General features: G+C 67.8%; 27 protein-coding genes. 12 read left to right on the top strand and 15 right to left on the bottom strand.

What is annotated here, in order from left to right:
• Positions 1-627: 627 nt before the first annotated feature.
• Positions 628-999, bottom strand: a complete 372-nt coding sequence (flaF, locus tag Q7J39_RS08970) for a flagellar biosynthesis regulator FlaF (protein ID WP_304823115.1) — start codon at positions 997-999, stop codon at positions 628-630.
• Positions 965-1,387 (bottom strand): flagellar biosynthesis repressor FlbT, encoded by a 423-nt coding sequence (gene flbT, locus Q7J39_RS08965; RefSeq protein WP_304698288.1) that lies wholly within the window; start codon positions 1,385-1,387, stop codon positions 965-967. Before flbT ends, flaF begins: the two co-directional genes overlap by 35 nt.
• A 243-nt stretch (positions 1,388-1,630) precedes the next feature.
• On the opposite strand from flbT, the gene Q7J39_RS08960 reads away from it, so the two are divergent.
• From Q7J39_RS08960 to Q7J39_RS08935, 6 genes are all read left to right on the top strand, one after another.
• Positions 1,631-3,421 (top strand): tetratricopeptide repeat protein, encoded by a 1,791-nt coding sequence (locus Q7J39_RS08960; protein ID WP_304823112.1) that lies wholly within the window; start codon positions 1,631-1,633, stop codon positions 3,419-3,421.
• Positions 3,422-3,468: 47 nt separating this feature from the next.
• Complete coding sequence (locus Q7J39_RS08955) at positions 3,469-3,879, top strand: DUF3429 domain-containing protein (protein WP_304823109.1); 411 nt, start codon at positions 3,469-3,471, stop codon at positions 3,877-3,879.
• 1 nt (position 3,880) lies between these two features.
• A complete protein-coding gene (locus Q7J39_RS08950; protein WP_304823106.1) occupies positions 3,881-4,609 on the top strand; it encodes an SDR family NAD(P)-dependent oxidoreductase in 729 nt (242 codons plus the stop codon).
• An 86-nt stretch (positions 4,610-4,695) separates the two neighbouring features.
• Positions 4,696-5,025 carry a hypothetical protein gene (locus Q7J39_RS08945; RefSeq protein ID WP_304823103.1) on the top strand — a complete coding sequence of 110 codons (330 nt, stop codon included), beginning with the start codon at positions 4,696-4,698 and terminating at the stop codon, positions 5,023-5,025.
• A gap of 135 nt (positions 5,026-5,160) precedes the next feature.
• Complete coding sequence (locus tag Q7J39_RS08940; RefSeq protein ID WP_304823100.1) at positions 5,161-6,036, top strand: MoxR family ATPase; 876 nt, start codon at positions 5,161-5,163, stop codon at positions 6,034-6,036.
• Between the two features lie 79 nt (positions 6,037-6,115).
• Positions 6,116-6,904, top strand: a complete 789-nt coding sequence (locus Q7J39_RS08935) for a hypothetical protein (protein WP_304823097.1) — start codon at positions 6,116-6,118, stop codon at positions 6,902-6,904.
• Between the two features lie 6 nt (positions 6,905-6,910).
• On the opposite strand, the gene Q7J39_RS08930 is transcribed toward Q7J39_RS08935, so the two are convergent.
• Both Q7J39_RS08930 and Q7J39_RS08925 read right to left on the bottom strand, forming a co-directional pair.
• On the bottom strand, positions 6,911-7,282 hold the full coding sequence (locus Q7J39_RS08930) for a hypothetical protein (protein ID WP_304823094.1): 372 nt from the start codon (positions 7,280-7,282) through the stop codon (positions 6,911-6,913).
• 16 nt (positions 7,283-7,298) lie between these two features.
• Positions 7,299-8,111: a universal stress protein gene (locus tag Q7J39_RS08925; RefSeq protein WP_304823091.1), complete on the bottom strand. Its 813-nt coding sequence runs from the start codon at positions 8,109-8,111 to the stop codon at positions 7,299-7,301.
• Positions 8,112-8,220: 109 nt separating this feature from the next.
• On the opposite strand from Q7J39_RS08925, the gene Q7J39_RS08920 reads away from it, so the two are divergent.
• The 3 genes from Q7J39_RS08920 to Q7J39_RS08910 are packed head-to-tail and all read left to right on the top strand — an operon-like array spanning position 8,221 to position 10,341.
• Positions 8,221-8,865: a YfbR-like 5'-deoxynucleotidase gene (locus Q7J39_RS08920; RefSeq protein ID WP_370690026.1), complete on the top strand. Its 645-nt coding sequence runs from the start codon at positions 8,221-8,223 to the stop codon at positions 8,863-8,865.
• Positions 8,866-8,867: 2 nt separating this feature from the next.
• Positions 8,868-9,377, top strand: coding sequence for a tyrosine phosphatase family protein (locus Q7J39_RS08915; RefSeq protein ID WP_304823086.1), 510 nt, complete (start codon positions 8,868-8,870; stop codon positions 9,375-9,377).
• Entirely contained in the window at positions 9,331-10,341 is a 1,011-nt protein-coding gene (locus Q7J39_RS08910) for an NAD regulator (RefSeq protein WP_304823083.1), read from the top strand. Before Q7J39_RS08915 ends, Q7J39_RS08910 begins: the two co-directional genes overlap by 47 nt.
• Here Q7J39_RS08910 and Q7J39_RS08905 read toward each other — a convergent pair.
• Complete coding sequence (locus Q7J39_RS08905; RefSeq protein WP_304823081.1) at positions 10,338-10,460, bottom strand: hypothetical protein; 123 nt, start codon at positions 10,458-10,460, stop codon at positions 10,338-10,340. The genes Q7J39_RS08910 and Q7J39_RS08905 overlap by 4 nt on opposite strands.
• Before the next feature lie 518 nt (positions 10,461-10,978).
• On the opposite strand from Q7J39_RS08905, the gene Q7J39_RS08900 reads away from it, so the two are divergent.
• On the top strand, positions 10,979-11,845 hold the full coding sequence (locus Q7J39_RS08900; RefSeq protein ID WP_304823078.1) for a hypothetical protein: 867 nt from the start codon (positions 10,979-10,981) through the stop codon (positions 11,843-11,845).
• A gap of 181 nt (positions 11,846-12,026) precedes the next feature.
• Here Q7J39_RS08900 and Q7J39_RS08895 read toward each other — a convergent pair whose 3' ends face one another.
• From Q7J39_RS08895 to Q7J39_RS08860, 8 genes are all read right to left on the bottom strand, one after another.
• A complete protein-coding gene (locus Q7J39_RS08895; protein WP_304823131.1) occupies positions 12,027-12,947 on the bottom strand; it encodes a sterol desaturase family protein in 921 nt (306 codons plus the stop codon).
• Positions 12,948-12,952: 5 nt separating this feature from the next.
• Positions 12,953-13,339: a hypothetical protein gene (locus Q7J39_RS08890; RefSeq protein WP_304823074.1), complete on the bottom strand. Its 387-nt coding sequence runs from the start codon at positions 13,337-13,339 to the stop codon at positions 12,953-12,955.
• Between the two features lie 67 nt (positions 13,340-13,406).
• The gene (locus tag Q7J39_RS08885; protein WP_304823071.1) at positions 13,407-13,763 is read right to left on the bottom strand and encodes a response regulator; all 357 of its coding nucleotides are present in this window, start codon (positions 13,761-13,763) and stop codon (positions 13,407-13,409) included.
• 42 nt (positions 13,764-13,805) lie between these two features.
• Complete coding sequence (locus Q7J39_RS08880; RefSeq protein ID WP_304823068.1) at positions 13,806-13,979, bottom strand: hypothetical protein; 174 nt, start codon at positions 13,977-13,979, stop codon at positions 13,806-13,808.
• 203 nt (positions 13,980-14,182) lie between these two features.
• The gene (locus tag Q7J39_RS08875) at positions 14,183-14,479 is read right to left on the bottom strand and encodes an HU family DNA-binding protein (RefSeq protein WP_215339882.1); all 297 of its coding nucleotides are present in this window, start codon (positions 14,477-14,479) and stop codon (positions 14,183-14,185) included.
• A 178-nt stretch (positions 14,480-14,657) separates the two neighbouring features.
• Positions 14,658-15,074 carry a hypothetical protein gene (locus Q7J39_RS08870; RefSeq protein WP_304823064.1) on the bottom strand — a complete coding sequence of 139 codons (417 nt, stop codon included), beginning with the start codon at positions 15,072-15,074 and terminating at the stop codon, positions 14,658-14,660.
• An 87-nt stretch (positions 15,075-15,161) separates the two neighbouring features.
• Complete coding sequence (locus Q7J39_RS08865) at positions 15,162-15,698, bottom strand: porin family protein (RefSeq protein ID WP_304823061.1); 537 nt, start codon at positions 15,696-15,698, stop codon at positions 15,162-15,164.
• Between the two features lie 227 nt (positions 15,699-15,925).
• Positions 15,926-16,465, bottom strand: a complete 540-nt coding sequence (locus tag Q7J39_RS08860) for a porin family protein (RefSeq protein ID WP_304823058.1) — start codon at positions 16,463-16,465, stop codon at positions 15,926-15,928.
• A 333-nt stretch (positions 16,466-16,798) separates the two neighbouring features.
• Between Q7J39_RS08860 and Q7J39_RS08855 the strand changes: the two genes are divergently transcribed.
• The gene (locus Q7J39_RS08855) at positions 16,799-17,920 is read left to right on the top strand and encodes a beta-ketoacyl-ACP synthase III (RefSeq protein ID WP_304823055.1); all 1,122 of its coding nucleotides are present in this window, start codon (positions 16,799-16,801) and stop codon (positions 17,918-17,920) included.
• Here Q7J39_RS08855 and Q7J39_RS08850 read toward each other — a convergent pair.
• Both Q7J39_RS08850 and Q7J39_RS08845 read right to left on the bottom strand, forming a co-directional pair.
• Complete coding sequence (locus Q7J39_RS08850; protein ID WP_304823052.1) at positions 17,907-19,004, bottom strand: 2OG-Fe(II) oxygenase; 1,098 nt, start codon at positions 19,002-19,004, stop codon at positions 17,907-17,909. The genes Q7J39_RS08855 and Q7J39_RS08850 overlap by 14 nt on opposite strands.
• 65 nt (positions 19,005-19,069) lie before the next feature.
• Positions 19,070-20,263, bottom strand: a complete 1,194-nt coding sequence (locus Q7J39_RS08845) for a M48 family metallopeptidase (RefSeq protein ID WP_304823050.1) — start codon at positions 20,261-20,263, stop codon at positions 19,070-19,072.
• Positions 20,264-20,370: 107 nt separating this feature from the next.
• Here Q7J39_RS08845 and Q7J39_RS08840 point away from each other — a divergent pair, with 107 nt between their 5' ends.
• Positions 20,371-21,129, top strand: a complete 759-nt coding sequence (locus Q7J39_RS08840; RefSeq protein WP_304823047.1) for a PIG-L deacetylase family protein — start codon at positions 20,371-20,373, stop codon at positions 21,127-21,129.
• The last annotated feature ends 322 nt before the right edge of the window (positions 21,130-21,451 follow it).

Raw genomic sequence — 21,451 nt, 5'->3', positions numbered from 1 at the left:
ATTTTGAGCGCGGGTTCAGGTCGATCGAAACGCAACAAGTTTGGAGAGCGTGATACTACCTAGACGCGCTTCCCCGACCCCACCCACAACAGAAACACTTACCAGTGTGTTACGATGATTCTTGGCCTTCGAGCCCGTTATCCATTGGGCCCGGAAGTGTTGAGACAGTTGAGAGCAAGGGGCGCAGGTCCTCGGCCATCGGCTGGTCTTCATCAGAGGCGGAAACGACTCAGTCCTGACGTCCCGGCGAGTCTGATTTCCGGCCGTCGCTTGGGCGCTCTCCGACGACGTCGCCGCTTTCCGCCATCCCGCCGACACAATCGACACCCGTTGCGGCGCTGGGGTTTGCGACGGCCAAGCCCGGCCGGACGCCCTGCTCCAGAGGCCGCGACGGAAACTCAGGACCGAGACCGCCGGTCTCTTGCAGGTCCGATCCCGCCGCTGCGGAAGCTGTCGGCCGAGGTCGCCGACCGAGCGGGCCGGAAGGGCTCCACAGGGGCCCCGCGACCTTAGCGCGCAGGCTGCGAATTTCCGACGACGGTTCATCAAAAGCCGCGCGAAGGGCTCGCCTTTGAGCTCCTCTCGACGTCGGCGCAGGTGGGTGATTCGGCTGATTCGCCGGGCGGTTCAGGCGGCCTCGGCCGCACCGCCGCCGCCGCTCAGGCCCTGCATGATCATTCGATTGATCTCGATGAGGTCCTGAATGTCGTCCTGACCGCGAATGACCAGGCTGGTGTGTTTGCCCACCCAGATGGCCAGCGAGATGATCGAGGCGCGCAGGGATGCCGGCAGGGCGTTTTCCGGCGCGCCGCAGTCGGTGGCGAAGGCCGACCACATGCGACGGTTCCAATCGAGCGCGTCGGCGCGCCCGCTCAGATCCGATGGATCGAGCTTGGCCGCTTCCATGAGGGCGCGCGTGACCTGGCCGAAGAGACGATACTCCGTCTCCCGGGAGGTCTCGGCCCTAGCCGCGGTCTGCTGGTACGCTCGAAGCGACATTCGTCCCCAACCTCTGATCTTCGTACTCGATGAGCTTCCGGCAGAGCATCAGCGCCTTGTAGTATTCCTTTTCCATGCAGTGCTTTGAGATCGCCACGCACTCTGAGAGCACAGCGGGGTTCCGGATCACGCCCATGAATTCGGTCAGACGGTGAACGAACTCATCGTAGTAGCGGGCGGCGCCGGTCTCATCGAGGTACATCATCATCACCGGGAAATAGATTCGGCGCGCCGGTGTGGTGACCTCTTCTTGCTGCATGATGTCCTTCTCGCGAAGAACCGAGGCCTTGTTCTGGAGAATCAGGACTCCACGGCGATCGCCGTTCTGGACGACGGCGCCGTTCAGCACGAACTTCTCGCCGGGTTTCAGCGACAATTTCAGCGGCACGACGCGTCTCCCCCGAACAACCTGCGCCGAGACGACGCAAATTCCTGAACTAGCCTGCCGCGAAAACGAAGACTTCCGTTCCGCGACCTAGGACGCATAACCGCAGGTTAGTTAACGACGCCTTGCGACCAAGACGTGGTGCGTGCGGCGGAAAGTCCCTGCGCATTTGGCCTTAGCTCCCAGTTAACCATGAACGCCTGTATTGGCGGCATACTCGCCCGCGACTCATAAGGACCTCGGTTGATGCCGCCTTCGGCCAAGCATACCGCCACCTCGCCCCTGGCGCTGGAGACGCGGGCCGCGCCCACGCCGGTCCGGCTGGCGGCGGAGGCGATGGGGTCCGGCGGAGACCGCAACGCGCTGAACAAGCTCAACGCCGCCATCGGCGAGCTGAAGGCCCTGGCGGTCCAGCCGCTGTTGCAGAATGCGGTGAACGCCCTTCGCAAGCAGGACCACCAGCGGGGCGGCGAATGGGCCATCAAAGCCCTGGAGAAGGACGAACGCAGCGGCTTTGCCTGGTACATGCTGGCCATCGCCCGCGAGATGGCCGGCGACTTCAAGGGCTCCATCTCCTGCTACGAGGCGGCGCTCGCCCTCCTCCCCGACCATGCCGAACTGGCCAGCAACCTGGGCCGGCTGGCCCACCGTCTCGGGCAGTTCCCCGTGGCCGAGCAGCTATTCCGCCACTTCCTGGCGCGCTTCCCCGACAATGCCGAGGGGGCCAACAACCTGGCCTGCGCCCTCCGCAGCCAGGGCCGCTTCGATGAGGCCATCGAGGTGCTCAAGGCGACCCTCACCAAGGACCCCGCCCACCCCATCGTCTGGAACACCCTGGGCACCGTGATGTCGGAACAGGGCGATCCGGTGAACGCGCTGGTGTTCTTCGAAGAGGCGCTGCGCCAGGACCAGGGCTTCGCCAAGGCGCGCTACAATCGCGGCAACATGCGGATGGCCATCGGCGACATCGAGGGCTCGCTCGTCGACTGCGAGACCGCGCTCAGCCAGACGACGCTCGAGTCCGAGCGCCAGATGATGCAGCTGTCGCGGTCCACCATCCTCATCAACCTGGGCCGGATCGGAGAGGGCTGGGACGACTATGAGGCCCGGCTGCACCCGCAGTTCGCCGACTCCACCCAGTTCGTCACCGACCGCCCGCCCTGGGAACCCGGCTGCGACCTGGCCGGCAAGTCGCTGCTGGTGATCGGCGAGCAGGGCCTGGGGGACGAGATCCTGTTCGCCAACGTCCTGCCCGATGTCGTCGAGGCCCTGGGGCCCGACGGCCGGCTGACCCTCGCCGTGGAGCCGCGGCTGATCGCCCTGTTCCAACGCGCCTTCCCCACCGCCGAGGTCGGCCCGCACGTCACCTTCACCCACGAAGGCCGTGCGACGCGGACGGTCCCCTTCATGGCCGGACGCCTCGAGAGCGTGGATTTCGCCGTTCCCATGGGCTCCCTGCTGCGGCAGTTCCGCCGGTCGGTGAGCGACTTCCCGCAGCGCGAGCGGTTCCTGGCCGCCGATCCCGCCCGGGTGGCCCACTGGCGGGAGGTTCTGAAGACCGCGCCGGCCGGCAAGAAGGTGGGCCTGCTTTGGAAGAGCGCCATCGCCAGCGCCGGCCGTCATCGCTTCTTCTCACCCTTCGAACAGTGGGCGCCGATCCTGGCCACCCCGGGGGTCTGTTTCGTCAACCTGCAGTACGGCGACTGCGCCGAGGAGATCGCGCAGGCGCGCCGCGACCTGGGGGTGGACATCTGGACGCCCCCCGGCATCGACCTGAAGCAGGACCTGGACGACCTGGCCGCCCTGACCTGCGCCCTGGACCTCACGCTGGGGTTCGCCAACGCCACCTCCAATATCGCCGCGGCCTGCGGCGCGCCCTGCTGGCTGATCTCCACGCCGGGGGCCTGGCCGAGGGTCGGGACCGACCACTATCCCTGGTATCCGCAGATGCGGGTGTTCCTGCCGCCGGGCTTCCGGCAGTGGGGGCCGGTGATGGACGAGGTGGCCGGGGCCCTGGCGCAGTCCCTGGGCTCATGAGGGCGCCAGGGGATGCTGGGCGGCCGCGCGAGACGATCCCGCGCGTCGTGCTGATCTATGGGGTGTTGGGGCTCGCGCCCTTCCTGGCGCCGCCGCTGATCGGGTATCTGGCGCCGGAACGCTCCGCGCTGACGGCCACCGCCCTGGCCCTGTACGGCGGCCTCATCCTCTCGTTCCTTGGCGGCGCGCGCTGGGGCGTGGAGATCGCCCAAGACCGGCCTCGAGGCGCCGTCGTCACCCTGGCCATGATCCCAACCCTGGCCGGCCTCGCCCTGCTGATGCTTCCACCGTCGGCGCAGACGGCCAAGCTGACGGGCCTGGCCGCGGCCCTGACCTTGCATCTGCTGTGGGACCTTCGGAGCCCAGGCCTGCCGTCGTGGTACCCATCCCTGCGGATCCTGCTGACCGCCGGAGCCGTGGTCGGCCTGGTCGCCGGGGCCGCCTTGCTGCGGGGCTGAGATGGCCTCGAGCTTGGCGATCGTCATCGGCGGCTCTGGCGGGATCGGCCGCGCGCTCGCCCAACGCCTCAGCGACAGCGCCGCCCATGACCTCGTGCTGTCGGTCTCGCGGCGGCGGCCCGACGGCTGGGGCGACACCCCTCGCCAGGCGTGGATCGCGGCCGACATCCTGGACGAAGACAGCCTGGTTCGCGCGGCTGCGCATGCGGCCAGCCTTGGCGTTCCCAGCCGCGTCCTGGTGGCCACGGGGCAGCTGCATGGACCGGGGCTGGCGCCGGAGAAGTCCATGCGATCTCTGGACCTGGCCGCCCTCACCGCGCTGTTCGCCACCAATGCGGCGGGGCCGGCGCTGGCCGCCAAGCACTTCCTGCCCCTCACGCCGCGGGACAGGCCGAGCATCTTCGCCGCGCTCTCCGCCCGGGTCGGCAGCATCGGCGACAACCGCCTGGGCGGCTGGTACGGCTATCGCGCCTCCAAGGCCGCCCTGAACATGCTGATCCACACCTTGGCGATCGAGCATCGGCGCACGCGGCCCCTTGGCCTGTGCGTCGCCCTGCACCCCGGCACGGTCGACACCCACCTCAGCGCGCCCTTCCAGGGCGGCGTGGCCCCCGAGCGCCTGTCCTCCCCGCAGCGGTCGGCGCAGAACCTGCTGGAGGTCCTGGACAGGCTGAGGCCCGAGGACAACGGCGGCTTCTTCGCCTGGGATGGAACCTCCATTCCCTGGTGACGGCGACGGAGGAACAGGCGGTCGGGCCGTGGGTTACCTTCTGACCGGCTCCGCCGCCCCGCGGGCCCGCCTTCAGGAGTTCATACATGTCCGGCGAACCCACAGTCGAAACCGACGGCCAGGACCAGGCCGAGGCTCTGGACGAAACGATTCTGGACGACCGCGAGCAGGTCGGAGAGATGCGCACCTTCGAGGAATTGCCCCAGGTGCTCGATGTCACCCATGAGCCCGAGGACGACGTCGATGATGCCCTGGGGGCCGACAATGATGACGAGCCCGGCCCCGACGACGTGGAAGGTCCCTTCATCGTCCACACCGGCGAGAGCGACGCCGACCTCGACAAGCGCATCGACGAGGGTCTGAAGGAGAGCTTCCCGGCCTCCGACCCGCTTTCGGTGACGCGGCGTGAGGACTAGTCACCGACCCACTTAGCACCTGCCGCGACGTTCAAGCCGCTTGAATGTCGCGGCTGTCCCTTTAGGTTGGCGCCAGGTTGAAACATTTGTTCGAGCGCGAGCGTCATTCTACGCCCGCCCCTGGGGAGCCCAATTATGAGCGAACGTCAGCGTTTTGAAGGCACCGACAATTACGTCGCCACCGACGACCTCAAGGTGGCCGTCAACGCCGCCATCGCGCTTGAGCGTCCGCTGCTGATCAAGGGCGAGCCCGGCACCGGCAAGACCGTCCTGGCCTTCGAGATCGCCAAGGCGCTCGGCGCCGAGATGATCACCTGGCACATCAAGTCCACCACCAAGGCGCACCAGGGCCTGTACGAGTACGACGCGGTCACCCGCCTGCGCGACAGCCAACTCGGCGACGAGCGCGTCAAGGACGTGAAGAACTACATCAAGAAGGGCAAGCTCTGGGAAGCGTTCACCGCCGACAAGCGCCCGATCCTGCTGATCGACGAGATCGACAAGGCCGACATCGAGTTCCCGAACGACCTGCTGCAGGAACTCGATCGGATGGAGTTCTACTGCTACGAGACCAATGAGACGATCAAGGCCGAGATCCGCCCGATCGTCATCATCACCTCCAACAACGAGAAGGAACTGCCGGACGCCTTCCTGCGCCGCTGCTTCTTCCACTACATCCGCTTCCCGGAAGCCGAGACGATGAACCAGATCGTGGAAACCCACTATCCGGGCATCAAGCAGAAGCTGGTGGCCGAGGCGCTGCGCATCTTCTACGACATGCGCAAGGTGCCGGGTCTGAAGAAGAAGCCCTCGACCTCGGAACTGCTCGACTGGCTGAAGCTGCTGATGGTCGAGGACATCGACGCCGCGGCGCTGGCCGAGAAGGATCCCACCAAGCTGATCCCGCCGCTGCACGGCGCCCTGCTGAAGAACGAGCAGGACGTCCACCTGTTCGAGCGCCTGGCCTTCCTGGCCCGCCGCGAAGGCGCGGGTTCGCGTCCGGGCCAATAACGCTTACGACGAATTCACTCGACCTGATCGAGGGCTCCGGTCACCGTTCCATGCGAACGGGATCGGAGCCCTTTTTCTTATGAAGACCCTGCTGTTGCTGGCCGCCTCGGCCCTGGCGCTGACCGCCTGCCAGAGGCCCGCCACCCTGAAGGCCCGGCTGGACTGCCCGCAGACAGAGGGCAGCCTGACCCTGGTCAGCGCGGCCGGCGATGGGCAGAGCTGCATCTATCGCGAGAGCGACGGCGCGCAGATCACGCTGACGCGCATGGCGGTCAAGGGCAGCGCCGTGGCGACGCTCGCCGCGCTCGAGACCGAACTGAAAACCCTGGGCGGGTCCCCGACGGGCGCCTCGAGCGCTGACACCACGGCCGCGCCCGGCGCCGCGGCCGAAGCCGCACGGATCGAGGCCGAGGCCCGCGCCGACGCCAAGATCGACGCCGCCGTGGACGAGGCCCTCGGTGATCGCCCCACCCTCCAGGCCAAGGTGGAGGACACCGAAAACGGCGAGGAACGCACCGAGGTCGATTTCCCAGGCGTGCACATCAAGGCCGATGGCGACCGCGCCAATGTCCGGGTCGGCCCGATCCACATCGACGCCGACGGCGACAACGCCACCGCCACCATCAAGCTGTACCGCGATGTCCGCCTGCGGGGCGAGGCGCTGTCGCGCGAGAAGCGCGGCATGCGGGCCACCTTCATCTACGCCGGGGACGACCTGTCAGGCGGCTACAAGTACCTGGGCTACGAGGCCGCCGGCCCCAAGACGGGGCCCATCGTGGTGGCGATCGTCAAGTCGACGGCCGAAAATCGGCACGACGACATGTACGACGACGTCAAGAAGCTGGTCCGCCGCAATGGCGGCGCCTGACGCCAGCTAGATGGCCTGCACCTCGACCACCTTGTAGGTCAGGGGCCGGCCGTCCTCGTCAGCGACCGTGACGTACTCGCCCACGGCGAAACGGTGCTCACCCAGGCGGTGGACCGGCTCGTCGTCGGCGGTGTCCTCGCCGTCATAGTCGAAGAACCAACGCTGGCCCTTCCTGGCCAGGCGGCCGTCCGTGGCGTCCTCGTCGGGCGTGAACCGGCGCACCACGCACTCGGCCTTGGCCTTGGAATAGGCCGCCTCGTCGATGTGGCCATCGGCGGTCAGCGGCGCCGTCAGCGAATAACCCCGGTGGTCGTCACCGCCTGCGAACTCGGTTCCGGGATTGCGGGCAAGCCGCATGACGATGCGCGACAGACTCATGGCGATACGCTTTCGGTTAGTGGGAGAGGAACAGGGACGGCTGGTCAGCCGCCAGCAGGGAGCGCGTGGTGCCCCCGAAGATGAACTCCTGCAGGCGGGGGTGCCCGTAGGCGCCGGCCACCAGGACATCGGCCTCGGCCTTCTTGGTGGCGTAGAGCAGCAGGGGGGCGGCGTCGCCGGAATCCGGCAGGATGTCGATGTCGGCGGCGACGTTGCGGGCCGCGAAATAGGCCTGCAGCCGGGCCGGATCGAAGCTGCGCGAACTGGCCTTGGGGGCGGCCAGGATCACGACCCGGGACGCCTTTTCCAGCAGGGGCATGGCGAGGCGCGCGGCTCGAGAGGCTTCCTTGCCGCCGTCCCAGGCCACGGCGACCACGCCGCCAATCTTGAAGCCCTCGCGGGCGATCAGGACAGGGCGCTGCTCGTCGGCCACCATCTGCTGGAAGGCCTCGGCGAGGGGGCCGCGTCCGCGCGGCGGATCATTGGTGAAGACCACCACATCGGAGAGCCGGCTTTCGGCGGAAAGTCCGGCCCAGACAGGGGTCTGCAGGGAAATGAAGCTGGCCTTGGCGTAGGCGCAGGCGTCAACGGCCGCGCGGGCCTTGGTCTCGCCGGCGGCGGCGGCTTCCCTCAGGGACTCCAGGGCGGTGGACTGCACCCCGCCCAGGAACCCTTCACCCATCCAGGGCATGACGTCGGCGACATCGGCGGGGGTATAGACACAGGCAAGCTCGGCGCCGAACGGTTGGGCCAGCAGCACGGCGGCCTTCACGGCGGCGTTGTCGCCGTCCCCGCCAGACAGCGGAGTCATGATTCTAGCCCAACTCATCTGTTTCCCCTTGGCGTTGACGCACAGTGGTGACGACCATGGACCCGCACATTGATCTTTCTCAAGTCCTGGTTCAGGTCACGAGCTTGAGTGTGAGAGGAACGCGTCTGTGAGGAAAGGGCTGCATACAACCGCCAAGGGACCCCGCGCGTGGCAGAGAATGTTGTCGGGCCGGCGGTTGGACCTGTTGGACCCCTCGCCGATGGACATCGAGATCGAGGACATCGCCCACGGCCTGGCCCGCGTCGCCCGCTGGAATGGGCAGACGATCGGCGAGCACGCCTTCTCGGTGGCCCAGCATTCGGTGGTGGTGGAGGAGATCTGCGCCCACATCCAGCCCGACCTGGAGCCGCGCTGGCGGCTGGCGGCGCTGCTGCATGACGCCTCGGAATACGTCATAGGCGACATGATCAGTCCGTTCAAAGCGGCGCTGGGATACGACTACAAGGTGTTCGAAGAGCGATTGGAGCATGCGATCCATACGCGGTTCGGGCTGCCGGCCAAGGCGCCATTGGCGGTCAAGAAGCTGATCAAGCGCGCCGACCGGGCCTGCGCCTTCTTTGAGGCGACGCAGTTGGCCGGGTTCGGGTTCGACGAGTCCATCGAGTTCTTCGACGCCCCGCCGCCGGGCTACGACCTGCATATCGAGCCGTTGTCGGCCGCGCAGGCGCAGATACGTTACGTCCAGCGTTACCAGGTGCTCTCGGAGGCGGCGGGATTCTCCGTCACGCCGGCGGCGTTCGACACGGAGTGAGCGTGACCTTTATCATCTGCGGTCTGGCCGAGGTTCCCGCCGTGATCTCGGCGCGGCGGCCCTCCCACATGATCACCCTCCTGGACCCGGCCAGCATGATCGGCACGCCCCAGGGGATCGAGGCCGCCAACCACCTTCGCCTGGGCGTCAACGACATCGCCGAGCCGATGGACGGCATGGTCCCGCCCGACGAACAGCTGGTCCAGGACCTGCTGGCCTTCGGGGCTGGCTGGCGGGGCGACGCACCGATGTTGATCCACTGCTGGGCCGGCATCAGCCGCTCCACCGCCAGCGCCTTTGTCCTGGCCTGCGAGCGCAATCCGGAGGCCGATGAGCGTGAGATGGCCTTGATGATGCGGCGGGCCGCGCGCCACGCCTCCCCCAACCGCCGGATCATCGCCCTGGCCGACGACATCATGGGGCGTCGGGGCAAGATGGCCGACGCCGTGGCGGCCATGGGCGACTATGACTACCAGACCGCCCAGCCCTTCGACTTCCCGGCCCAGCACTAGGATGGCGCCGGCTGTCGTCATCGGGCTATCGGCCGTGGTGGTGGCCATCCGCGACGGCGAGGCCGTGGTGCTGACCGTGCGGCCCCAGGGTCAGCAGGCGGGCCTGCCCTTCGGCCCCTTCGACCCCGACGGCCACCGCACCTTCGAACTGGCCCTGCGCGCCTTCGTGACCGCCCAGACGCGGTTTGATCTGGGCTATGTGGAACAGCTCTACACCTTCGGCGACGAGGGCCGCGACGCGCCCCTGGCCGACATGGGCGCTGGCGCCGGCGCCGCGCGGGTCATCTCCGTGGGCTATCTGGGCCTGACGCCGCAGGCGGTGGACACCAACGCCCCCGACACCGCCTGGGCCGAGTGGAGCCGCTTCTTCCCCTACGAGGACTGGCGCAATGGCCGCCCCCCCGCGCTGACCGCCCTGGAACCGGCGCTGCGCCAGTGGGCGGGCGCGGCTTCGCGACCGGAGGCGGCCCGCCGCCGGTCGGCCGCACGCCTGCTGTTTGCACTGGACGACGCGCCCTGGAACGAGGAGCGGGTGCTGGAGCGCTACGAGCTGCTCTATGAGGCGGGCCTGGCCCCCGAAGCCGCCCGCGACCGCGGCGAAGGCGCCCCCTCCCCCGCCCTGGCCGCGGCCATGGGCGAGCCGATGTTCTCCGACCACCGGCGCATCCTGGCGACCGCCCTGTCGCGCCTGCGGGGCAAGCTGAAGTACCGCCCGGTGGTGTTCGAGCTGATGCCGGAGGCCTTCACCCTGTCCTTCCTGCAACGGGCCGTGGAGGCCATCGCCGGTGTGTCCCTGCACAAGCAGAACTTCCGCCGGGCGCTGGAGCGCGCCGACATGGTGGAGGGGCTTGGGCGCATGGACACCGACACCGGCGGCAGGCCCGCCGAGCTGTTCCGGTTCCGCCGGGAAATCCTCGGCGCGCGGCCGGTGTCGGGTCTCAGCCTGCCGCTGCTGCGGGACTAGCGCGGGTCGAAGATCGAGCTGAAACTGGGCGCGCTCGGGTCGAAGGCGGTGGATTCGCCGGCGGCCAGGGCGGCGTGATCATTGGCGTACTGCGTCAGGACCGCCATCAGGCGGAACATGGGATCATCGTCGATGAGTAGAATTCGATCTCTCGGTTGAATTTCCATGGACAACCAACAGTCAAGAGCAGCGATCTGTCCCGCGCGAAGCAAGACTCGCCAAGAAAACCGGAAACCAATTACTGTCTTCGTACACAATTCGAATTCATTAACGACAAATGACCAGCTCGATTTCCTGAATTCCGCGCCTTGCGCCGGTCGAGACGGGCGGGATTTCTCCCCAGGCGAATCCTGGTCGCCCCCAAATTGAGACAGGGCCCAATTGCCCTGTGGTGGCGAGCCTCGGTAGTGACGCTACGGTAGGCAAGGCCAACCCATGACGATCAATCTTCTCCAAGGCCGGGCGACCGCCTTCGTCTCACGCCCAGTTCCCAGCCTGGCGCTGATCGCCGGGATGCTGTTCTGCGGAGGATTCTGCACGGGCTTCGCGATCGGCTCTCTTGCATTCGCGACGCATTAGCCCGACGCTAGGGAAGGTCGCGCCGGTTCGCAGCGGATCTAAGTCCCCGGCGGTTGGCATGAACCTGAAAACCCAGATCGCGGCCGTGCGCTATGTGATGACCGCCCAGCGGCTGGTGACCAGTCACATGGCGCTTTTCGGCGGCGACGTGATCGACGGCTTCATCTTCCAGGCGGTCATCGCGGCCAATATCGCCCATGTGGACTCAACCCCCGACACCCCCAGCCCCTGGGCCGACCTGGACACCCCGCAGGTCCCCTTGGAAAGCCGAAGGCCGATCGCCATCAGCGCGCTGGCGGCCTCCCTCGACATGCCCCGGCAGACGATGTGGCGACGGCTGCAGCGGCTGATCAAGGCCGAGCAGATCCTGCAGACCCCGGCCGGTATCCTGGCGCCACCGGGCGATCCACGCGGCAATGCCTATGACACCGCCCTGACCCGCAACACCGACCTGCTGACCGCCTTCCTGCGCGACGCCTGGCTAGAGGATGCGGCGCGCGACGGGGAACGGCTCGCCGCCCTGACCCTGCTGGAGCGGCCCGACGCCCCGCACCGGACGGTCGGGCGGCTGAGCACCACCTTCATCCTCTATGTGATCACCGAGTTCGCGCGCCGCACCACCGGTGACCTGGTGGACGGCTACATCCAGGTGGGCCTCGCCCTGGCCTGCGCCAGCCCCGGGCGGGATGGGCGACCACGCCCCATGGCCGCGGCGCCGACCCGCGACGTCGCCGAGCTCACCGGCCTGGCCGAAGAGACCATGCGGCGGCGGCTGCACGGCCTGGTGACCGGGGGTTTCGCCGAGCGCACGCCCCACGGCTACGCGCCGATCTGGATGTCGGGGGACAGCGCCTCGAACCTGCCCGACGCCCTGTCGATCGGCGTGACCCGGCTGATCCGCCAGGTGGCGCGACTAGGGGTATGAGCACATGTTGGTGCTTCTCCCCTTGCGGGAGAAGGTGGCCGGTCGGAGACCGGTCGGATGAGGGGTCGCGCTGCCCTCACCGCGCGAACTGCAACGCCCTACCCGATAGGTCTATCGACCCCTCATCCGACCCTGCTCCGCAGGGCCACCTTCTCCCGCAAGGGGAGAAGGACAGTTAAGTCTAGGCCGCGATGTCGGTCTTCTTCGCCGCCTGCTCGGCCTCCCATTGGACTTTCAGGGTCGCCGAGGTGTCGCGGGAGCCGTCGGGGCTCCAGCCGGGGGGGCCGAACAGGTAGCCGGCGACCTCTCGCAGAGAGCGCGACCCCGCCAGGTCCTTGGCGATCCCGGCCCATTCATGAAACGCGACGCGCAGGATGTTGAAGTTGTTCAGGTTCTTGACGATACCGTAGCGCGGCCTCTCCTCGTCCAGCTCAGGCTGGAAAGTGCCGAACAGCCGGTCCCAGATGATCAGGATGCCCGCGTAGTTGCTGTCGAGGTAGCGCGGATTGCGGGCGTGGTGGACGCGGTGATGGGAGGGGGTGTTGAACACCGCCTCGAACCAGCGGGGCATCCGCCGAATAGCCTCTGTATGGATCCAGAACTGGTAGACGAGGCTGACCCCCTTCTGGATGGCCAGCATGGCCGGCGGGAAGCCCAGGAAGGCCAGGGGCAGCCACAGGGCCCAGGTCCCGGCCAACCCCCCGGTCCAGGTCTGCCGCAGGGCGGTGGAGAGGTTGTAGTGCTGCGAGGAGTGGTGGTTGACGTGCGCTGCCCACCAGAACCGCCGTTCGTGGCTGAGCCGGTGGAACCAATAGTAGGTGAGGTCCTCCAGGAAGAAGATCGCCACCCAGGCCCAGAGCGCCGTCATGGGGATGTCGAAGACCCGATGCTGCCAGACCCATACCGTGGCGGCGAAGGCCGCGCCGCCGGTCAGCAGGCCTGCCACGCTGCTGCCCAGGCCCATGGCCAGGGAGGCCATGGTGTCCTTGGTCTCGTAGTGGGCCTTCACCGCCTTGAAGCGGGTGAGCGCGATCTCCAGGATGATGGTCAGGACGAAGAACGGCACCGCCAGGGCGACCGGGTCGAAGGGGGCGTGCAGCAGGTCCATCAGGCGGCGCCCGCCGGCGGCCAGCTGTCGAAGGCCAGGCGCGCGCGGGGCGCCGACACATCGGCCAGGTCGAGTTTCAGGACACCATCGCGGAAGCTGGCGGCCACCGCCTGGGCCCAGGGAATATGGCGGGCCGCGTAGCCGTCGCCGACCTCGCACAGGACCAGGGCCGAGGCGCCCGAGCGGGCCAGGGCCCCTCGCCCGTCATTGGTGACCCACAGGCCGTCCAGGGCCTTGCCCGGGAACTCGTCGGCGAACAGGGCCCGGGCGCGGGCCTCGCTGAGCGGCGACATCGGCTTGGCGATCTTGGCCCAGGCGGCCAGCGCCACCAGCAGGGCCACGGCCGCGAATGATCCAGCGAACTGGATCGCAAATCCCTTGTCCAAAGCGTTTTCTCCCTGCCCGGAAAGTCCGCCGTGGACGGACCAGCGTCAAGGGGCGTGGAAGTGGCGATCAGGCGGCGAGCGCGCGCCGCAGGCAGCTGACGATCTGCTCGGCATGATAGGGTTTGGCGAGGAACTCGCTGCCGTCCGGCAGGCCGCCGCTGAGATCGGCGCCGCCGGTGGTGACAAGAATGCGGACCTGCGGCCAGCGGTCGTGAACCAGCTGGGCCAGGTCGATACCGTCCAGGGAGCCGGGCATGTTCACGTCGGTGAAGACGGCGAAGATGTCGTCGTGACGGCTGAGAAGGTCCAGGGCCTGGGCGGCGTCGTCGGCCTCGAGGACGGCGAACCCCGCCTCCTCCAAGCCGACGGCCGCGGTGAGGCGGACGAGGATTTCGTCTTCAACCAAGAGAACTAGGGGAGCCATGGAGACGCAACCTGCCGGGTCCCAGGAAGTTCCGCCCCGGCCTCAGGTCGCGGGCGGTTCGAAGCTGTAGGCCCAGGGGTAGCCATGGGGCGGGGTCTGGCCCGACGCGACCCGCTCCAGGTCGCGGCGCGCCTTGGCGCTGAGGAACTGGGCGTAGGTGATGATGTCGGCGCTCGGCAGGCCGGCTTCGGCGGGATCGGGGGCCTCGTGTTGCATGGCGTCACCTCTGGTACGGCCTTCGCCGCGATGACCGCCATGAAGCGCCCGCCCGGCTGAACGGTCGCGGAGCGGCCCGTTGGCTGGCGTTCAGCTATCAGCCTCCCCGACATGACGGGGGAAAGGCGAAACGAAAACAGGGCCGCCCCATGGGGACGGCCCTGTCTCAAAAGTCCGGGGCGCGGGCGGGACCCGCGCGGGACTTACTTCTTCTTGGCGGGCGCGACGCCGTTGACGGCGTCCTTGAGGCCCTTGGCGGCGCGGAAGCGCACGGCCTTGGAGGCCGGGATCTTGATCGCTTCGCCGGTGGAGGGGTTGCGGCCTTCACGCGCGGCGCGGGCGCCGACGTCGAACACGCCGAGGCCCGACAGACGGACGTCGCCGCCGTTGGTCAGGGCGCCCGAAACGGTGGCGACCATGGCTTCCAGCACGCGGCCGACTTCAGCCTGGGTGGTCCCGGCGGCAGTGGCGACCTGTTCGATGAATTCAGATTGGGTCATGTGACCTCCGGTTGTCTTTGTTGCGCCTCGCGTTTCCACGCAAGGGAGGCAAGGGTTTGCGCAGATTCGCGGGCCATGGCGACCTTGACGCAAGGGAAACGGGGCCGAGAGACCCCGTTTTTAGGCAAAATAGCGCGCATACGCCGCGGCTGAGAGGCGTCTAGACCCCTCGCCAGGCTCAGCGGGCGTCGCGCAGGTACACCACCTGGCTGCGGCCGGAGCTGATCATGTGGCCCAGCAGGAAGCCGGCGACCGCCGCGATGCCCAGGGCGACATAGGGCTTCTCACGGACCAGGACGTCGGTGTCGCCGAACCGCTCGACGGCCCGTTCCTTCACCTTGCCATAGACTTCCTGGCCCTTGGCCACGACGACCTCGGTCTTGCCTTCCAGCAGGGTGCGGGCGGCGTTCAGCAGACTGTGGGCGGCGTCGTTCAGCGCGGCGGGCGCCTTGCCGGCGGCGTCGGCGGCCTCATGGATCGAGTTGGCGGCGCTGGCCTTGGCGTTCCTGGCCGAGGCGGCCATGGGGTCGAGGGCGGCGGTGGCGTCGGCAAGGCCGTTCGCCGCGGTTCCGTTGGAGGTCATCGGGTCGGCCATGGTTCTTCTCTTCGAATGGGGGATCGGGCCCGTGAAAGGGGGCCGGGCGCGACATCAACGATGTCGGCCCGGCCCCGGTTCCGGGGGTTAGAACTTCCGCGTGTAGGCGATGGCCCAGACGTCGGCGTTCTCGCTGGAATCCTTGAAGTCGTGACGGGTGTAGTCGACCCGCACGCCGTTCACGTCGTCCAGGAAGTACTGACCGCCGACGCCGTAGTTCCAGCTCTCGCCGTCATCGGCGGCCGAGGCCCCGGCGGCGGACGCCTTGATCTTGGAGGTTCCGTAGCCGACGCGGGCGAAGAGGTCGGCCTGGGGCGAGACCGGCAGATAGCCAACGCCGTAGATGGCGGCCTGGTGCTGCAGCTTCACGTTGACGTTGGTCCCGGCGACGTTGACGTCGTCTTCCTTGACGCCGGCGGCCAGCTCACCCTCGACGCCGAGATACTGGCCGAAGCGGGCGCCGAGGCGGCCCTGGATGGCGCCCAGGTTCACGTCGTCGATATTGGCGTTCGCATAGCCGAGCGAGCCGTAGACGGTGGTGGGGGAGAGCGACTGCGCCGAGGCGATGGCGGGGACGGCGAGGGTCAGGGCGGTCGTTGCCGCCAGGGCGATGAGAGACTTCATAGGTTACTCCAACTCTTTGGTTCAGCTCCCCAGCAGGTCCCAAGTCGCCTTCAAACACGGCGGTCCTAGGTCGGTTCCTCGACAATTGACGGAAACAATGTGGCGGGAGCTGAGGTGTGCCCCATCGGGCACAGGTCGGCGCGGGTGGCGCTGAAGTTGGAGACCGGCGTTCGAATGCGCGGTCACGTCATGGCCGGGCGAGCGCCCGGCCATGACGCTGCAAGGTCTTAGAACTTGCGGGTGTAGGCGACCGCCCAGACGTCGGCGTCGTCGCTGGAGTCCTTGAAGTCATGACGCGTGTAGTCGACGCGCACGCCATTCTTCTCGTCGAAGAAGTACTGGCCGCCGACGCCGTAGTTCCAGCTGTCGCCATCGGCCGAGGCGGTGGCGCCGGCGCCCGAGGCTTCGATTTCCGAGTGGCCGTAGCCGACGCGGGCCAGCAGGTCGAACTGCGGGTTCACGGGCAGGAAGCCGACCGCGTAGACCGCCAGTTGCGACTTCACCTTGAAGTCGACCGAGAGGGCGGGGGTGACGGCGATGCTGTCTTCCTTCACGCCGCCGGCGACTTCGCCTTCGATGGCCACGTACTGGCCGAAGCGGGCGCCGAGGCGGCCCTGGATGGAGCCCAGGTTCAGGTCGTCGATGCTGGCGTTGGCGTAGCCGAGCGAGCCGTAGACGGTGGTGGGGGAGAGCGACTGGGCCGAGGCGATGGCCGGGGCGGCCAGGATGACGGCAGTGGTGGCCGCGAGTGCGATGAGAGACTTCATTTTTTTTGATACTCCAACTCTGGGTTTCATTGCCCAGGGCTGCGCAAATGGCATGCACCGCCGCCGAAACAAGCCCGGTTTCTGAACAAACCTGAGAACTCATAACGCTTGGCGATGATCTGTGGCCTGGACGCCACAGGCTTGAAACCGGCGGAATCGCCCCCCCATGGAACCCGGTTAGGTCAACTCTAGGGTGAAGATCGCGCGGCAATTCAGAAGCTTAGCCTTGGCAAGGGTTCGCCGAACGCGCCGCCCTATCGGCCTGAGCGTCTTCCCCTGCTATCAGTGTCGCCTGACGCCCCAGTGAGTGGGCCCTTTATCGGGAGGCGACCCTTGGAATCAGCCGTGATCGCGGCCACCGGCCTCTACACCCCACCCCAGAGCGTCTCGAACGCCGAGCTGGTGGAGGCCTTCAACACCTATGTCGCCAACTTCAACACCGAGCACGCCAAGGCCATCGAGGCCGGCGAGCTTGAGGCGCTGACCCCCTCCTCCGTGGAATTCATCGAGAAGGCCTCGGGGATCAAGTCGCGGTTCGTGGTGGACAAGGCCGGGGTCATCGACCCGGCCGTGATGACGCCTCGGATCCCCGAACGCTCCAACGACGAGATCTCGGTGATGGCAGAGATCGGCGTGGCCGCGGCGCGCGACGCCATCGCCCGCTGGGGCAAGGACGCCAGTCAGATCGACGCGGTGATCTGCGCGGCCTCGAACATGCAGCGCGCCTATCCGGCCATGGCCATCGAGATCCAGCAGGCGCTGGGCATCGAGGGCTTCGGCTTCGACATGAATGTGGCCTGCTCCTCGGCCACCTTCGGGATCAAGACCGCGGCCGACTACATCGCCACGGGCTCGGCCCGCGCGGTGCTGGTGGTCAATCCGGAGATCACCTCGGGCCACCTGAACTTCCGCGATCGCGACAGCCACTTCATCTTCGGCGACGTGGCCACCGCGGTGATCGTCGAGCGGGCCGACCTGGCCAAGCCCGGCCAGGGCTGGGAGATCCTGGGCACGCGGCTGAAGACCCAGTTCTCCAACAATATCCGCAACAATTTCGGCTTCCTGAACCGCGCGGCGCCCGAGGGGATCGGGGCGGCCGACAAGCTGTTCGTCCAGGAGGGCCGCAAGGTGTTCCGCGAGGTGGTGCCGATGGTGGCCGAGATGATCGTCGATCATGCCGGCGCCCTGGGGGTCGATCCGACCGGGCTAAAGCGCCTCTGGCTGCATCAGGCCAACATCAACATGAACCTGATGATCGGCAAGAAGGTGCTGGGCCGCGATCCGGAGCCCGGCGAGAACGTGATCATCCTCGACACCTACGCCAACACCTCGTCGGCCGGTTCGATCATCGCCTTCCACAGCGCCAACGAGGATTTCCAGGCCGGCGACACCGGCCTGATCTGCTCCTTCGGGGCAGGCTATTCCGCCGGCACGGTGTTCGTCAGGAAGCGGTAGGCCGCAGGGCCTTGGTGCGGAACCACTTGGAGATGATCCACTTCTCGCCCGCGGTGGTGGGCGATCCCTCGTGCAGGGTGCGGGGATCCATCGCGCCGTCCTCGGTGACGCTGTCGAAGACCAGGGCGCCGCCGGGCGCCGGCCGGAAGGCCGCCTCCAGCCGCGGGAACAGGGTCGCCCCGCCCTCGTAGCCGTCGTTGAGATAGACCAGCAGGGTGCGAACCCTCTGGCCCATGACCGCGAGCTGCTGCGCGTTGGCCGGGGTGTCGGGGATGTAGTCCATGTGCGGGCGGTAGCGTTCGCCTGGCGCATAGTGGAGGACGCCCAGGCCCTCGGCGTTCTCCGGCGGCATGCCGGCCGCCTGGGCGACGCGCAGGTTCACCAGCTCAAGGATCACGTCACTGTCCACCAGGCCAAAGTGCATGACGCGGTTGGACCGTTCGCCCTGGACCTGCTCGGTCCCGTCGTCCACCAGCACCAGGCCGCGGCCCAGGGCGGGCTCGGCCAGGGCCATGGCATAGTCGCAGATCCAGGTCGGCAGCAGGTCGGGTATCGACAGGATGCGCGGGCTTTCGCTTTCCACGATGCGCTGGACCGGCGCGGCGAAGGCCGAGAGATCGGCGGCGGCGGCCACGGCGTCCCAATCGGCGGGCGCATCGACAGGGGCGCGGTCGCCGAGCGCCGCCAGGGCCGGTTCGAAACCGGTGGCCGCCGCGGCCGACAGGGCGGCATGGGCCAGCTTCTTGTCACCACACAGCAGGCCGAGCTGACAGGCGGCGCGCCCGTCCCCCAGCTGGGCGGCGCGGGCCAGCCAGAAGATGGCGCGGCCGATGTTGCGCGGCGTGCCGATGGCGCCGGAATCGACGATGGCCGCCAGGTGCAGGCCGAAGGGGTCGCCAGCCTGCGCGGCCTGGATGATGCGTCCGACGCCAAGCGCCGGCGCCTGGGGGGTGATGTGCCCCACCAGTTGCCAGAGACCCAGGCGCGAGACGGCCGGCATCCAGCCCCCGTGGGCGGCGCGGACCATCCAGTCGAGGGCGGCCTTGTCCTGGCCCTGGTTGTCGAGGGCCTCGGCGAGCGCCATCTGGGCCTCGGCGTCACCGGCAAGGGCGGCGCGGCTGGCTTCGTCGTAGGTCAGGATGCGTTGGGTCAGTAGATCGGCTCACTCTTGGGGGGATGGGCGGCCTTCCAGTCCATCGCCATGCGGACACGGCCGCCGACCGAGGGATGATCGTAGAACAGCACCTCCTCCAGCTTCGACGGGGTGGCGGCGCGATACTCAATGGTCTTGACCAGGGCCTTGGCCAAACCGTCCGGCTCGTTGAACCGTTCCAGCGAGAACCGGTCGGCGTCGGTCTCGGCGATCCTTATCAGGGACGAGGTGACGGGCGTCGCCAGCAGGCCCAGGACCGCCATGATGATCCAGATCACCGGCAGGCCGGCGGGGTCGGAAATCCCGCCCACATCCTTGGCCCGCAGCAGCCGCGCGACCGGCGCGAACAGGCGGTCCACGAGGAAGAACAGCACCAGGGCCAGGCCCCCGAAGGCCGAGGCCAGCCAGATGGAGTGCATGTGGACGTAGTGGCCCATCTCGTGGCCCACGACGCCCTTCACCTCGGCGAGGTCGGCGCCCTGCTTGAACATGGTGTCGCTCATCGCCACCCGGGCGGTGCCGAACAGGCCCGAGACGTTGGCGGTGTAGCGGTTGGACTGCTTGGAGCCGTTGTAGACATAGATCTTGTCGGAGGGGACGCCGTTGGCGTTGGCCATGGTCACCACCGTGTCGCGCACCGGACCGGCCGGCGCGGGGGTGTAGGTGTTGAACAGCGGCTCGATGAAAACTGGGGAGAGGACCATGATCACCATGAAGGCCACGGCCACCAGGCCGCCGCTCCACGCCCACCAGGTCCGCGGCGCCCGGCGCATCACGGCATAGACCCCCGACGCCAGGGCCACCGTCATGACCAGGGAGATAACCAGCATGGTCAGGGTCTCCCCCAGCCAGCCGCCGAAGGCCTGGTCAGTCAGGCCATAGGACTTCTGCCGCCACCAGTCCTCATAGGCTGACCAGGGCAGGATCAGCAGGCCCTCGATCACCGCGTCGACCACCACCACCGCGGCCACGGCCAGCCAGGGCCGGCTCTTCCTGGCCGTGACGGCGTCGCGGACCTTGACCAGCACGCCGGACTTCAAGACCAGCCAGGCGACCAGGATGGAGACGAGGGCCGCCCAGAGCAGCACCCAGTGGCCGCCCTGGGTATAGGCCGTGGCCTTGGCGTGGGCCTCCGGCGGCAGTGTTGCGAGATAGGCCTGCGTCGCCGCGGCCGGATCGAATTGGGCCATGCCCCTAGCCTCCCGAATATGGGGTGGAAAAAGCCAGATAAGCCGGGGCTTGTCAGGTGAAATTTGTCTCACCTTCCCGCCGAGCGGACGCCGGGCGATAAGGGGCGATGACCACGATCCTCGCCATCCACGCCCATCCCGACGACATCGAGACCCTGGGCGCCGGCACGATGGCCCTGCTGGCAGCCAAGGGGCACGCCCTGAAGGTCGTCACGGTGACGGCCGGCGACTGCGGGTCCAGCGAGACCGATCCTGTGCAGACCGCCAGGATCCGCCGGGCCGAGGCCGCCGCCGCCGCCGACCTGATCGGGGCCGACTACCGCTGCGCCGACATTCCCGACCTCAGCGTCTTCAACGACGATCCCTGCCGCAGGCGGGTCACCGAGATGATCCGCTGGGCCGCGCCCGACATCGTGCTGACCGCCTCGCCGGCGGACTACCACCCCGACCATGAGGCCGTCAGCGTGCTGGTCCGCGACGCCTGTTTCGCCGCCTCGGTCCCCAACTACAGGACCGGCGACGCCGCGGTCATGACGGGCATCCCGCACCTCTATTTCATGGACCCCATAGGCGGCCGCGACCGCGAGGGCGTCCGGGTCGTCCCCGATTTCGGCGTCGACGTGGCTGACTATTTCGCCACCAAGCAGGCCATGCTGGCCGCCCACAAGAGCCAGGACAGCTGGGTCTCCAAGCAGCACGACATCAGCGACCACCAGGCCTCGATGGAGGCCTGGACGCGGCGCCGGGGCCGCGACTTCGGCGTTCCCCTGGCCGAGGGCTTCCGCCAGTATCGCCACCACCCCTACCCCCGCACGCCCCTACTGCAGGAGTTGTTGGGGGAGAGTTTGGTGACGCTGAACCTGTGAACCCCTCGGTGTGAACGACGTGCTCTCCCGCCAAAACCATGGCCCTTCTCCCCTTGTGGGAGAAGGTGGCCCTGCGGAGCAGGGTCGGATGAGGGGTCGATAGACTTAGCGGGCTAGGGCAATTGGATGATCCGTGGAGAGGGGAGCGCGACCCCTCATCCGACCGGTCTCCGACCGGCCACCTTCTCCCGCAAGGGGAGAAGGGCTCGGTGAGCTAGAGTGCAGATGGAGACAGACCATCTCATCCCAACGCCTTCCCGCAGTCACCGGCGCCTGACAAAAAGATCAGGTCCATGTCGGGCGCGCGGCCGGTGGTTCGTCC

Source organism: Phenylobacterium sp. (assembly GCF_030651185.1).
In the GTDB taxonomy this organism is placed as follows: domain Bacteria; phylum Pseudomonadota; class Alphaproteobacteria; order Caulobacterales; family Caulobacteraceae; genus Phenylobacterium.
Note: the sequence above shows the minus strand (reverse complement) of the source record. Positions and strands in the feature narration are given on the sequence as shown.

Coding starts and splice junctions, on each gene's coding strand:
- flaF (WP_304823115.1), bottom strand. CDS start 999: ATGTCGCTTCGAGCGTACCAGCAGACCGCGGCTAGGGCCGAGACCTCC.
- Q7J39_RS08960 (WP_304823112.1), top strand. CDS start 1,631: ATGCCGCCTTCGGCCAAGCATACCGCCACCTCGCCCCTGGCGCTGGAG.
- Q7J39_RS08950 (WP_304823106.1), top strand. CDS start 3,881: ATGGCCTCGAGCTTGGCGATCGTCATCGGCGGCTCTGGCGGGATCGGC.
- Q7J39_RS08945 (WP_304823103.1), top strand. CDS start 4,696: ATGTCCGGCGAACCCACAGTCGAAACCGACGGCCAGGACCAGGCCGAG.
- Q7J39_RS08940 (WP_304823100.1), top strand. CDS start 5,161: ATGAGCGAACGTCAGCGTTTTGAAGGCACCGACAATTACGTCGCCACC.
- Q7J39_RS08935 (WP_304823097.1), top strand. CDS start 6,116: ATGAAGACCCTGCTGTTGCTGGCCGCCTCGGCCCTGGCGCTGACCGCC.
- Q7J39_RS08930 (WP_304823094.1), bottom strand. CDS start 7,282: ATGAGTCTGTCGCGCATCGTCATGCGGCTTGCCCGCAATCCCGGAACC.
- Q7J39_RS08925 (WP_304823091.1), bottom strand. CDS start 8,111: ATGAGTTGGGCTAGAATCATGACTCCGCTGTCTGGCGGGGACGGCGAC.
- Q7J39_RS08910 (WP_304823083.1), top strand. CDS start 9,331: ATGACTACCAGACCGCCCAGCCCTTCGACTTCCCGGCCCAGCACTAGG.
- Q7J39_RS08905 (WP_304823081.1), bottom strand. CDS start 10,460: ATGTTCCGCCTGATGGCGGTCCTGACGCAGTACGCCAATGATCACGCC.
- Q7J39_RS08900 (WP_304823078.1), top strand. CDS start 10,979: ATGAACCTGAAAACCCAGATCGCGGCCGTGCGCTATGTGATGACCGCC.
- Q7J39_RS08885 (WP_304823071.1), bottom strand. CDS start 13,763: ATGGCTCCCCTAGTTCTCTTGGTTGAAGACGAAATCCTCGTCCGCCTC.
- Q7J39_RS08880 (WP_304823068.1), bottom strand. CDS start 13,979: ATGCAACACGAGGCCCCCGATCCCGCCGAAGCCGGCCTGCCGAGCGCC.
- Q7J39_RS08875 (WP_215339882.1), bottom strand. CDS start 14,479: ATGACCCAATCTGAATTCATCGAACAGGTCGCCACTGCCGCCGGGACC.
- Q7J39_RS08870 (WP_304823064.1), bottom strand. CDS start 15,074: ATGGCCGACCCGATGACCTCCAACGGAACCGCGGCGAACGGCCTTGCC.
- Q7J39_RS08865 (WP_304823061.1), bottom strand. CDS start 15,698: ATGAAGTCTCTCATCGCCCTGGCGGCAACGACCGCCCTGACCCTCGCC.
- Q7J39_RS08860 (WP_304823058.1), bottom strand. CDS start 16,465: ATGAAGTCTCTCATCGCACTCGCGGCCACCACTGCCGTCATCCTGGCC.
- Q7J39_RS08850 (WP_304823052.1), bottom strand. CDS start 19,004: ATGGCGCTCGCCGAGGCCCTCGACAACCAGGGCCAGGACAAGGCCGCC.
- Q7J39_RS08845 (WP_304823050.1), bottom strand. CDS start 20,263: ATGGCCCAATTCGATCCGGCCGCGGCGACGCAGGCCTATCTCGCAACA.
- Q7J39_RS08840 (WP_304823047.1), top strand. CDS start 20,371: ATGACCACGATCCTCGCCATCCACGCCCATCCCGACGACATCGAGACC.